We start from the raw sequence: 10,208 nt of genomic DNA, 5'->3' as shown, positions 1-10,208 counted from the left end.
AGCGGCACCTTTACGCGTACACCCTCCTGAAGCTGTTTTTCATAATTGTAGGAAAGAGCCGTCCACCAGGGGCCTGGAACGGCAACGTGAATTTCGGGCATTTTAAGCCTGTTTTTTTACAGCCGCGTCCAAAATGGCGTCGGCTACTTCTTCTTTTGTTCCGGAGACTTCGATTTTATCCCCTCCGGCAGATATTATTGTTACGGAATTTGTGTCGCAGCCAAAGCCTGCGCCTTTCTGCAGCACATCGTTGACAACGACTATGTCAAGATTTTTGGACAGCAGCTTCTTTTCGGCGTTGGCAAGCAGGTCGTTAGTTTCCGCCGCAAAACCTATAAGCAGCTGCCCTGCTGGCTTGTTTCTGCCAAGCTCTGCGGCAATGTCCTTGTTCTGCACAAAACTGACCGAGAAATCTTCTCTGCCGCCGCGTTTTATTTTTTCCGCCGAGGTTTCCGCCGCGCGGAAATCACCTACTGCCGCCGCTTTTATGATTATATCCGTTTCCCTCTGCCTGCCTGTACAGACGTTGTACATCTCTTCGGCAGTCGTAACGGAAATTCTTTCTATCTGCGGAACAATTTCAATATTGCAGGGGCCGGTTACAAGCGTTACCTCCGCGCCTCTGTACCATGCCGCTTTAGCAAGAGCACAGCCCATTTTTCCGCTGCTCGGATTGCTCAGGTAACGGACAGGGTCAATATATTCGTGCGTGGGGCCTGCGGTAATCAGCACTTTTTTGCCGGTTAAATCTTTTTTCGGGCATAATGCTTTCCAAACGTTTTCGTAAATAGTTTCCGCCGACGGCAGACGTCCATTTCCTTCCGCACCGCAGGCAAGAATTCCGGCGTCAGGCTCCACCACCGTATAGCCGTATTTTCTGCAGGCTTCAATATTCGCCTGCGTTGCAGGATGCTCAAGCATATTGCTGTTCATCGCGGGAAAAAGCACGACAGGCTTTCTGCAGGCAAGCAGAAGAGCGCCGAGCAGAGTATCTGCGCTGCCTGACGCGGCTGACTGCAGCACGTTTGCGGTGCACGGGGCGACCACTACAACGTCTGCCCACTCAGCAAGCGAAATATGCGGAATCTGCCAGCCGTATCCGGCAGAAAGAAAATCCTCCTCACGCCATACTCTTTTTTTGCTGAGCGCGGACAACGGCAAAGGACTCACGAAAGCTTCGGCAGCTTTTGTGAGCACGGTTTCAAGCTCGCACCCCTGCTTAATCCAGCCGTGCAGAATGTCAGGAGCTTTATAGGCCGCAATTCCGCCGCTTACGGCGTACAGAATTTTTTTATTCTGCTTCCACACTTTCCTCTGTCCCGATTTCGATAGGGGTCATTGTGTACTTAATTCTGCCGCCATCTACATCTTCCATGGCTTTCGTAATAAACTTCTCGTCATAACCGAGGCCTGTGCCTTTTCTGTCGCTCAGCTGACGTGCGCGCTCTGAAAGAATCAGCGTAAGAACGTACTTGTTGGGAATATTCTGTTCCCTGTAAATTTTTTCAATATCTCCGCAAATCATTGCTGTTCCCTCCTGTAAGAATTAATTAACTGCTCAAACTCTTCAACCGCCCTGTCAACGGTGTCATTGACTATTGTGTGATCGTATTCAGGCTCGCACGCAATCTCCGTTTTTGCGTTTGCAAGCCTCGTTCTGAGACTTTCCTCGCTTTCCGTGCCTCTGCCGCGCAGCCTGCGCTCAAGCTCTTCAAAAGATGGCGGCATCAGGAAAACGGTAATTGCCTCAGGCATTTTCTTTTTAATCTGAAGCGCACCCTGTACGTCGATCTCAAGCATTACGTCTCCGCCTGCGTTCAGCGTTTTTTCAACTATGTCGCGGCGTGTTCCGTAATAATTTCCGTGCACGTCCGCCCATTCAAGGAAAAGCCCATCTTCAATCTGTTTCAGGAAATCTTCTTTGGATATAAACCAGTAGTCAATTCCCTCCCTGTCTCCCGGACGCGGTTTGCGCGTAGTACAGGAAACTGAGTAGGACATATTGTCCGTATCCGCAAGCACTCTGGCTCTTACTGTTCCCTTTCCGACGCCCGAAGGCCCCGAAAATATGAAAAGACGCCCTTTCATTCAATCGTCCCCTGAAAACGCTACTCCAAATTCTGTATCTGCTCTCTCACCATTTCAAGTTCGGATTTTGCCTCAACCGCCAGCCAGCGGATTTCGGAATCTGCGACCTTGGAATCAAGAGTGTTAATCTCCCTGTTGATTTCCTGCGTAAGGAAATCAAGCTTTCTGCCCGAAGACAGGTTTTCGTCGCCTGTCAGGCGGAATTTTTCAATATGGCTCTTAAGCCGCGCGAGCTCTTCCGCAACGTCCCATTTGTCAGCCATAATGGTAACTTCCTGAAGGAAACGGCTTTCTTCAAGAGCGCCGCCGAGCTTTTCAAGCGTTTCCGAAATTCTTGCGCGTACCGCGTTGAACGCGTCGTCGCGCGCCGTCTGCCAGCGTCCGGCAATTTTGGCGGCAAGCGTTTCTATGTTTGCGAGATGAAGCAGGATCTCACCGCGCAGATGGCCGCCCTCAAGCGCCCTCATCTCCTGCCACGCCTTAACGCCGTTTTCAAGCAGCTCCGAAAACGTTTCTTCAAGCCTGTAGGTATCATCGTCACCGCCAACTGTCGGAAGTTCAAGAACTCCGGGAAGCGTGACGACTCTTTCCAGCTGCAGTTCGCTTTCCTGTCCAAGCTCCTCTTTCAGCGCAAGCAGTTCCTTGCAATAGCTGTCAAAAATTCCCCTGTTCAGCTGCGCTTTTTTGAAATCCTGCGCCCAGAAAACCTCTATTCTAGCCTGCACCTTTCCGCGGCGGAACACAGCGCGCAGTTTCTGGTGAAACCACGGTTCCCAGCCTGCGAAATCGCGCGGCAGCTTAACCGTTATCTCCTGATAGCGGTGATTTACGCTCGAAAGCTCAAGGTTCAGGGTGCCCCACGGGCGCTGAAGCTGAGTTCTGCTGAATCCTGTCATGCTTATATACATTTCAACAACCCCTTCGTCACTGACCGTTTTATCCCAAAGAACGCGCAAGCTGCGCTATTGCCGAAGCAACCTCGTCTGCGTTCATCTGCGTTGAATCAATAACCACACAGTTTTCCGCAGGCCGCAGCGGCGCTGTTTCCCTGTTCATGTCATATTCGTCGCGTGCCTTTACCTGTTCAAGAATCTGCTCGTAATCGGCAGGCTCCCCCTTGGCAATTCTTTCCTCGTAACGGCGCTTGGCTCTTTCCTCCGCGCCGGCGGTAAGAAAAATCTTCAAATCGGCGTCGGGATAAACAACGGTGCCCATGTCGCGTCCGTCCGCGACAATACCGTTTTTGCCCTGTGCGCGCTGGATGTCAAGAACTGAATTGCGTACAATTTTAAGTGCGGAATAAGGCGAAACGTTCTTGTCAATTTCAGGCGTGCGGATTTCTTTTGAAACGTCCCTGCCGTTGACCGAAATTCCGTTTTTCGTTATTTCAAGAAACAGGCTGCCCAATGCCGCTTCAAGAGCGCCGCTTTCTTCTGCGGGAATACCCGCGCGGAGCATATACCAGGTGATGGCACGGTAAATTGCGCCTGAATCAAGATACGGCACACCAAGCTCGGCGGCAGTTTTTTTTGCAACCGTGCTTTTTCCGGCGCCTGCAGGTCCGTCTATGGTTATAACAAGCCCCTTGCCCATCTGAGTCCGCCTCCGAAACAGCTTTTTGCTTAACTTGTTGATTATACTATTTTTTTCAGTCATATTGCAAGCCGCAGACATGCGCCGAAATCTTTTATCCATGCTATAATATCTAAAATTTGTAAAATCTGCATTGCAGGGGTGCGGGACTTGTACGACAAAATCAGGCAGAAAGAGTTTTTGCGCGGTTTAAAAATGGGCTCTCCCATTTGTACCGCATATTTCATTTGCAGCACAGCTCTCGGGCTGCTGATGAACAAAGCAGGCTTTTCCGTGTGGGAAGGGCTGCTTATGTCAATGCTGATTCTCGCCGGTGCGGGAGAATTTGCCGCTGTTACCCTCTACCTTGCCGGAGCCTCGAATTTTGAAATAGTGCTTACAAACGCAATCCTCAACGCCCGCTATTTTCTGCAGTGTTCAACGGTTTCAAGACGGCTTGGAACGGGCTGCCCCGCGTGGTGGAGAGCGCTGATAGGCTTCACGACCGCCGACGAGGCATTCAGTATAGCAACCATAGGAGAACCTGGGAAAATCCCGTACTGCTATATGACAGGGCTTAACGCCATCGCCTACCCGGGCTGGCAGCTGGGCACCGTAACAGGTATTCTGCTCGGCAAACACGGCGTAGGTTTCATTTCCTCCGAGCTTCAGGCAAGCATGAGCCTTGCGCTTTACGGCATGTTCATAGGGCTTCTTGTTCCCGCGGCGAAAAAAGCGCGTCCGGTGCTTTTTACCGTCCTCACCTCGGCGGGCATAAACACGATTATCCGCATACTGCCTGCGACGAAGAACATCAACATGGGCTGGAGCATACTCATTTCCACCATTATCGCTTCCTGCAGCGCGTCTGCTCTGTGGCCGCACACTGAAACGGAGGACAACAACTAATGTCCCGTCCTGTGCTTGTCACCCTGCTGCTCATTTTTGTCACGGTGCCCTACCGCGTGCTTCCCATGCTGTTTATCGGCGGCAGGAAATTCCCGCCGTTCGTAAATTCCCTTTTCTACTACATTCCTTTTGCGGTTTTGAGCGCCTTGGTTGTTCCTGACGTTTTAAGCGCGACAGGAAACGCGCACATCGCTCTTTGCGGGGCAATAGCGGCGTTTGCCGTCAGCTGTTTCACGGACAACTCGTTCTATGCAATGCTGCTGTCGGTAATAGCGGCGTACGCGGCGTTTTGGCTGGGATTGTAAAAAAAACAAAAAACGCTGAAAAGCGTTTTTTTTAGAAGGTTCACTTATAAAACATTCACTTGAGAAAATTCACTTGCGGAAGCTTTCACCTGCAAAAGAGTTCTCCGGACTTTCAAGCGCCGCGCAGCAAAAGTGATTTATATTTCTTTCCCGTTTTTAACGTAGTCGAGCAGTTTTTCCTTTGACACCGAAACGTACTCTCCCGGCTGCAAATCCTTCAGCACAAGCTTTCCGATTTTTCTGCGGACAAGATGTCTCACGTCGTTGCCGAGCGTTCTGACCATAAGGCGTATTTCGCGCTTTATGCCCTCGTTCAGAACAACCTCAAACCAGCACTGCATCGGCTTTCTCGAAAGTCTCCGCACAGACTGCGGCTTAAGGAAAATTCCGTCCGCGTCAACACCCTTCGACCACGCTGTAAGCTGCTGCTCGTCAAGCGGCTTGCGCAGTTCAACCTCGTAGGTCTTCGTTATGCCTGACGACGGATGAATAATCTGCTGCGAAAACATTCCGTCGTTAGTAAGCAGAAGCAGTCCTTCGCTTTCGCGGTCAAGCCTCCCTACGGGAAAAAGCCTCAGAGGGTCAAGCTCCGGCGGAAGTATGTCAATAACCGTCTGCTCGCGGCTGTCCTCAACAGCGGAAAGTATTCCCTTCGGCTTGTTGAAAATCAGATAGGTCAGTTTTACGGGGGCAACAGGCAGCTCGTCAAACATAACGATATCGTCAGGCTGCACCTGATACCCTGGCTCAAAAATAATCCTGCCGTTCACTGTGACGCGCCCGCCCTCAATAAAGCTCTCAACCTTTCTGCGCGCGCCGACACCGCACATGGCAAGAAAACGGTTAAGCCTGACAGTATTTTTTTCCTTTGCGTCGTTCTTTTCAGCCATTTGAATTAATGCGCGAACACGCTATTCCTCTGTCTCCTCGGGAAGTCTTTCCTGCGACGCTGTCATTTCCGCAAAAGCCTCCTCGTCGTCGCCGAGACTGTTGCGCAGTTCCTCAAGCGAAGGTAGGGAGTGTATGTCTGCGAGGCCGAAAATTTCAAGGAAACGGTCGGTTGTCCTGAAAAGCAGAGGCGAGCCTATGGATTTCTTTCTTCCGGCAACACGCACAAGCCCGTGCTTCAAAAGCGTGTCAACAACCCTGTCGCAGCGCACGGAGCGTATCGCTTCGATTTCCGAACGCGTAACAGGCTGATTGTAGGCGATAACCGACAGCGTTTCAAGCGAAGCGCGGGAAAGCCTAACGCGCTGAAGCGAAACGGCGTTGGCAAATTCCTCTATAATGTCGCGCAGCTCCTTTGCCGTAGCCATTCTCCAGCCGTCAGATTCGTAAATCAGCGTAAGTCCGTGATCCCTCTCCAAAACGGCCTTGACAGTTTTAACCGCCCGCTCCGCTCTCTCTTCTGAAACGCCGAGATAGCCTGCGATTTCCTTTGCGGAAACAGGCTGCGGCGACACGAAAAGCATAGCCTCAATCTGTTTTTCAAGAAGTCCCATTGCGGGAATCTTTTCAAGCTTTTCAATTTTTTCCTTTTTCTCAGGCTGCGACAATTTCAACATCTCCAAACGTATCGTTCTGAATTATATGAACCATCCCGAGGCGTGACATTTCAAGCAGCGCCAAAAGCGTAACAATCAGGCTTAATTTGCTGTGCTCCCTGAAAAGGGTTCTCAGCTTTATATTCTCTCCCTTGACAAGCGTCTGTTTCAGCTCCTCCATGCGGTCGTCAACAGCGTTCTCGTCAGGCACGGCATCGGGAATGTCATCGTAGAACATTTCCTCCTCGCTTCCTCCGCTGTGCCTCTCCTCATATTCCTGAAGCAGGCTCCACCAGCGCGCGGCAAGCCCGTAAAGGTCTCCCAAATCGTAAAACGGCGTATTGTCTTCGTCCACAATCCGCACAAAATAATTCTCGCGTTCGCGCTGCATGGAAGCAAAACGCGCGGCAGCCGCACGGTAGGGACGGAAATTTTCAAGCATTTCGCGAAGCTGCTCCTCGGTAAGCTCGTCATCTTCCCGCAAATCGTCGTAATCGTCCGCGCTCTCTTCCTCTCTCTGCTGTCCGGGCAGGAGGGAATGAACCTTACGAAGCAGCAGACGGCTTGCAAAGGTGAAAAACTCCGCTATCTCGTTAAGCGAAGTGCGCTCCGTTTTCATAAGGAACTCGACGTACTGTGCGACAAGCTCCGTAAGATTGAGCTTCAGCGGATCCATCTGCCGCAAATCTACGAGATGGCAGAGCAAATCAAGAGGCCCTGAAAAAGCGTCCAAATTGACCTTAAAACCGCTTTCTGCCTGTTGTTCAACTGTTTCGTTTGTTTGTTCGTTAATTTCTTCCGACACTGTAATACCTCGCTATATGCTATACGCTGCATGCTGCATGCAAAAAGCAGAAACAGCTACTTCTTAGAATTTTTAATATCGTCCGCTATCTTCAAAGAAAGTTTGTATATGCCTTTGGCTGTTTTATCCGACAGTGCTAAAACATCTTTAAGAGCGTCAGATTCCAAATAGCCTAAATCGGCACAAATCCTGAACTGCGTTTCAAGCTCGGCGCGGGAACCCTGAGCATAACGCAGAAATTGAAGAAACTCGTTATCGTTGTGTCGTGAGTGTCCCTCCGCAATATTCGAAGGTACCGAAACCGCCGCTCTGCGCATCTGGTCTGCAAGAGCAAATCTTTCTTCCACAGGCAGCATTTTTATCAGGCTGTACGTCATTTTAGCAAGCTTCATAGCATCCTGCCAAACTTCCAAATTCATATATCCGTGCACTTCAATTTTCATAGCGGTTTAGAATTTTTCCCCTTTACTTGCAGCTTCATCTTTTGCCTTTTATCTTTGCTTTTTGTTTTTTATTGCATAGGGCGTGCAGCTTATAGCCTATAGCATATAGCGTGCAACGTACTCCTCTTCCAGCTGTACAACCTCAACGCCCGTTTCTTCGCGGATAAGCCCGCACAAAGCCGGAAGCGAAACGCGCTCCATCTCCCCGTGGTCTGTGACAATCAGGTTAAGCCCCTTGTACAGAGCCTCGTTTCTGTCGTGATACGAAATATCGGCGGTTATGAAAAGCTCTGCGCCGCGGTCAAGAGCAAGCTGCCACATGGAACCGCAGGCGCCTCCGCCCAAAGCAATGCGCGATACTTTTCTCTCCGCGTCTCCGAAACCGGTAAGATTTCTGCACGCCCACGCGCCACGGACAAGCGCCATAACTTCCTTAACCGTCATCAGCTGTTCAAGACAGCCTACGGCGCCTATGCCGAAACTGCCTTCAACGTCGGAATGTTCAAGCTTTCCGATATTCCGCAGCCCGAGTTTCTGCGCAAGAATAACGTTCACGCCCTCAGGCGACGCGTCCCAGTTCGTATGCGCCGCGTAAAGCGCAATGTTCTTCTGTACAGCGGTTATAAGCGTCTTCTGCGGAGGCACGCTCTCATAAACGTGTTTAAGCGGACGAAAAATCAGCGGATGATGCGTAAAAAGCAGCTGACAGCCTGCCTCTGCGGCACGCTGAACAGTATCCGGCGTCGCGTCCAGAGAAACCGCGACGCGCTCAATATCTGCGTTCTCATCGCCGAACGCAAGCCCCGGGTTGTCCCACTCCTCCGCCCAGCGCTTCGGAATACGTCTTTCAACAGCCTCAATAAAAGCCTTAATCTTCATAGCGGTTACTCCTCAAACTCCCAGTACGCGATTTCGGTGTCGTCATCATCCGCCCCCGCGCAGACAACCTCCTGAAGCTTCGCCATATAAGCCATTGCACGCTTCAGCTCATCGCGGTAATAGAAAGAATTCTTGGGATAAACCGCATCTACAAACTCAAATTCATAGACAGGGTCTTCCTCATCGTCCAAAAGCAGCATAAACTCCATGCCATTGCTCTCCGGAGGATAAATTCCGTGCTTCTCCTCGTCCGCCTCCGGCAATGCTTCGCTCAGCAGCTCGCCGAAATCCTCCGTCTCAGCCTTAACCTCGCCCTTGCCGTAAAGGCGCACGCCCAAAAGCTTTGAATACGGAATCAGGGCGCACTCGGAAAGAGGCATGCCGCAGAGCATAAGCTCCGAAGCGTTGTCAAAAAGCATAAACGGCTTGTTAAAATCAACGTTTGCGTCACCGTCAGGCTTGAAAGCGTAGCCGCTCAAAAACTTGCCGAGCTGGCGCTGAGCCTTCTCCGCCGTTTCCCTGTTCGCGCTCTTTTCCTTGTAAACCCTGTGACTGTTGAAAAACATCACAAGCGCCACAAAAACAGACACGCCGCAAAGAATATACGCGAGCAGCGTTTTAATCTGAAAAGCGATAACCGCCACAAAAAGACATCCGAAGCCTATGCACATTGAAATCATACGAACCACCCTGCCTTCAACACAATTATAAATTAAAAGGCGCAGTATGTGAACCGGATTTTTAAAAGGCGGGAAGACATTCGTTAAGAAGCACTGTTTGAGAGCATAGTTTTAGCGGTAAAATTTCGGTGGTAAGAATTTGCCCCTTTTTGTATTTATTCATATAGAGGGGCGAGAAGGATTTGGTTGTAAAAGCTGTAAGCTGTAAGCTGCAAGCCGTAAGCTGCAGGCTGTAAGCTAAGTGCTAAGTGCTAGGTGCTAAGTGCGCCCTTAAAGGTTCTAAAGCCTATAGCCAATAGCATATAGCCTATAGCGGCGCGTAAGCGCCAAATCCGGCGAAATCTTTCTGAAACGGCTGTAAGACCTGCCGAGGTCTGACTTTTCAACTGTTTCTCGGCAGACAGATTTCGTTAAAATCATCTCTCACGCATTACGTAATGCGGCTCGAAACGGCGGTAAGCCCGTTGCTCTTCAGCTAAGGTTGAGCATCTCTCTGGTAACGGTATACGGTGTATGCCGGGGTGCAAAACCGAGACACGAGGCCGATGCTTCCGGGAAGAGGCAGGTTCGCAAGAGACCTGCAGACTCCGGACGAAAACGAACGGACGGCGCTGGCAGCATCTGCGCCCAGCCCAGTAGGAAGTAATCCGAAGTGAAGCTTTAAGCATTAAGCCAAAAGCAGTGAAAAGATTTTATTTTTAATAAGATTTTTTCGCATTATTCTGCTTAAGGCTTACTGCTTATTGCTTATGGCTATCTTTGTTGTACCAAAATTCTGCTGTCGGTTGTCATTTGACGGCTGTCAGCAAAAAATATTCAAAATAACAAAGCGGGGGACTGAAACCAGTCCCCCGCTTTGTTATTTACTGTAAATTTTTCGATTTAACCGGCTTCGGCAACACGTCTGCCCCTGTGATTTTCGGCAGGGGTAATGGAAAGAGTGTAACCGAGCGGAGACAAAATTTTGAAAAGAGTATCTATCT

General features: G+C 50.3%; 13 protein-coding genes and 1 pseudogene. 2 read left to right on the top strand and 12 right to left on the bottom strand.

Annotation, left to right across the window (positions count from 1 at the left end):
* Positions 1 to 102 precede the first annotated feature (102 nt).
* The 6 genes from coaBC to KBS54_02540 are packed head-to-tail and all read right to left on the bottom strand — an operon-like array spanning position 103 to position 3,890.
* Positions 103 to 1,308 (bottom strand): bifunctional phosphopantothenoylcysteine decarboxylase/phosphopantothenate--cysteine ligase CoaBC, encoded by a 1,206-nt coding sequence (gene coaBC / locus KBS54_02565; GenBank protein ID MBQ0055013.1) that lies wholly within the window; start codon positions 1,306 to 1,308, stop codon positions 103 to 105.
* On the bottom strand, positions 1,292 to 1,525 hold the full coding sequence (locus tag KBS54_02560; protein ID MBQ0055012.1) for a DNA-directed RNA polymerase subunit omega: 234 nt from the start codon (positions 1,523 to 1,525) through the stop codon (positions 1,292 to 1,294). Before KBS54_02560 ends, coaBC begins: the two co-directional genes overlap by 17 nt.
* The gene (gene gmk / locus KBS54_02555; protein MBQ0055011.1) at positions 1,522 to 2,088 is read right to left on the bottom strand and encodes a guanylate kinase; all 567 of its coding nucleotides are present in this window, start codon (positions 2,086 to 2,088) and stop codon (positions 1,522 to 1,524) included. Before gmk ends, KBS54_02560 begins: the two co-directional genes overlap by 4 nt.
* A gap of 20 nt (positions 2,089 to 2,108) precedes the next feature.
* The gene (locus tag KBS54_02550; GenBank protein MBQ0055010.1) at positions 2,109 to 2,996 is read right to left on the bottom strand and encodes a YicC family protein; all 888 of its coding nucleotides are present in this window, start codon (positions 2,994 to 2,996) and stop codon (positions 2,109 to 2,111) included.
* Positions 2,997 to 3,024: 28 nt separating this feature from the next.
* Positions 3,025 to 3,681 carry a (d)CMP kinase gene (locus KBS54_02545; protein MBQ0055009.1) on the bottom strand — a complete coding sequence of 219 codons (657 nt, stop codon included), beginning with the start codon at positions 3,679 to 3,681 and terminating at the stop codon, positions 3,025 to 3,027.
* Positions 3,682 to 3,740: 59 nt separating this feature from the next.
* Positions 3,741 to 3,890: a hypothetical protein gene (locus tag KBS54_02540; protein ID MBQ0055008.1), complete on the bottom strand. Its 150-nt coding sequence runs from the start codon at positions 3,888 to 3,890 to the stop codon at positions 3,741 to 3,743.
* Here KBS54_02540 and KBS54_02535 point away from each other — a divergent pair.
* Both KBS54_02535 and KBS54_02530 read left to right on the top strand, forming a co-directional pair.
* The gene (locus tag KBS54_02535; protein ID MBQ0055007.1) at positions 3,832 to 4,569 is read left to right on the top strand and encodes an AzlC family ABC transporter permease; all 738 of its coding nucleotides are present in this window, start codon (positions 3,832 to 3,834) and stop codon (positions 4,567 to 4,569) included. The two genes, KBS54_02540 and KBS54_02535, sit on opposite strands and share 59 nt — an antisense overlap.
* Positions 4,569 to 4,874, top strand: coding sequence for an AzlD domain-containing protein (locus KBS54_02530; protein ID MBQ0055006.1), 306 nt, complete (start codon positions 4,569 to 4,571; stop codon positions 4,872 to 4,874). Before KBS54_02535 ends, KBS54_02530 begins: the two co-directional genes overlap by 1 nt.
* Positions 4,875 to 5,011: 137 nt before the next feature.
* On the opposite strand, the gene KBS54_02525 is transcribed toward KBS54_02530, so the two are convergent.
* The 6 genes and pseudogenes from KBS54_02525 to KBS54_02500 form a co-directional block, all read right to left on the bottom strand.
* On the bottom strand, positions 5,012 to 5,764 hold the full coding sequence (locus tag KBS54_02525) for an rRNA pseudouridine synthase (GenBank protein ID MBQ0055005.1): 753 nt from the start codon (positions 5,762 to 5,764) through the stop codon (positions 5,012 to 5,014).
* Between the two features lie 21 nt (positions 5,765 to 5,785).
* Positions 5,786 to 6,376, bottom strand: coding sequence for an SMC-Scp complex subunit ScpB (gene scpB / locus KBS54_02520; protein ID MBQ0055004.1), 591 nt, complete (start codon positions 6,374 to 6,376; stop codon positions 5,786 to 5,788).
* 40 nt (positions 6,377 to 6,416) lie between these two features.
* Entirely contained in the window at positions 6,417 to 7,223 is an 807-nt protein-coding gene (locus tag KBS54_02515; GenBank protein MBQ0055003.1) for a segregation/condensation protein A, read from the bottom strand.
* Positions 7,224 to 7,279: 56 nt separating this feature from the next.
* Positions 7,280 to 7,642, bottom strand: coding sequence for a four helix bundle protein (locus tag KBS54_02510; protein MBQ0055002.1), 363 nt, complete (start codon positions 7,640 to 7,642; stop codon positions 7,280 to 7,282).
* A gap of 120 nt (positions 7,643 to 7,762) precedes the next feature.
* Positions 7,763 to 8,545 (bottom strand): annotated as a pseudogene (locus KBS54_02505) (Nif3-like dinuclear metal center hexameric protein).
* A 5-nt stretch (positions 8,546 to 8,550) separates the two neighbouring features.
* Complete coding sequence (locus KBS54_02500) at positions 8,551 to 9,225, bottom strand: hypothetical protein (protein ID MBQ0055001.1); 675 nt, start codon at positions 9,223 to 9,225, stop codon at positions 8,551 to 8,553.
* Between the last annotated feature and the right edge of the window lie 983 nt (positions 9,226 to 10,208).

The organism is Candidatus Equadaptatus faecalis, assembly GCA_018065065.1.
Taxonomy (GTDB): domain Bacteria; phylum Synergistota; class Synergistia; order Synergistales; family Synergistaceae; genus Equadaptatus; species Equadaptatus faecalis.
The sequence above is the reverse complement of the archived record's forward strand: the minus strand, read 5'-3'. Positions and strand labels throughout refer to the sequence as shown.

What these genes read in the sequence shown, in the direction of transcription:
- KBS54_02560 (MBQ0055012.1), bottom strand. Translation starts at nt 1,525, where the DNA reads ATGATTTGCGGAGATATTGAAAAAATTTACAGGGAACAGAATATTCCC.
- gmk (MBQ0055011.1), bottom strand. Translation starts at nt 2,088, where the DNA reads ATGAAAGGGCGTCTTTTCATATTTTCGGGGCCTTCGGGCGTCGGAAAG.
- KBS54_02550 (MBQ0055010.1), bottom strand. Translation starts at nt 2,996, where the DNA reads ATGTATATAAGCATGACAGGATTCAGCAGAACTCAGCTTCAGCGCCCG.
- KBS54_02545 (MBQ0055009.1), bottom strand. Translation starts at nt 3,681, where the DNA reads ATGGGCAAGGGGCTTGTTATAACCATAGACGGACCTGCAGGCGCCGGA.
- KBS54_02540 (MBQ0055008.1), bottom strand. Translation starts at nt 3,890, where the DNA reads ATGGGAGAGCCCATTTTTAAACCGCGCAAAAACTCTTTCTGCCTGATT.
- KBS54_02530 (MBQ0055006.1), top strand. Translation starts at nt 4,569, where the DNA reads ATGTCCCGTCCTGTGCTTGTCACCCTGCTGCTCATTTTTGTCACGGTG.
- KBS54_02525 (MBQ0055005.1), bottom strand. Translation starts at nt 5,764, where the DNA reads ATGGCTGAAAAGAACGACGCAAAGGAAAAAAATACTGTCAGGCTTAAC.
- scpB (MBQ0055004.1), bottom strand. Translation starts at nt 6,376, where the DNA reads ATGGGACTTCTTGAAAAACAGATTGAGGCTATGCTTTTCGTGTCGCCG.
- KBS54_02510 (MBQ0055002.1), bottom strand. Translation starts at nt 7,642, where the DNA reads ATGAATTTGGAAGTTTGGCAGGATGCTATGAAGCTTGCTAAAATGACG.
- KBS54_02500 (MBQ0055001.1), bottom strand. Translation starts at nt 9,225, where the DNA reads ATGATTTCAATGTGCATAGGCTTCGGATGTCTTTTTGTGGCGGTTATC.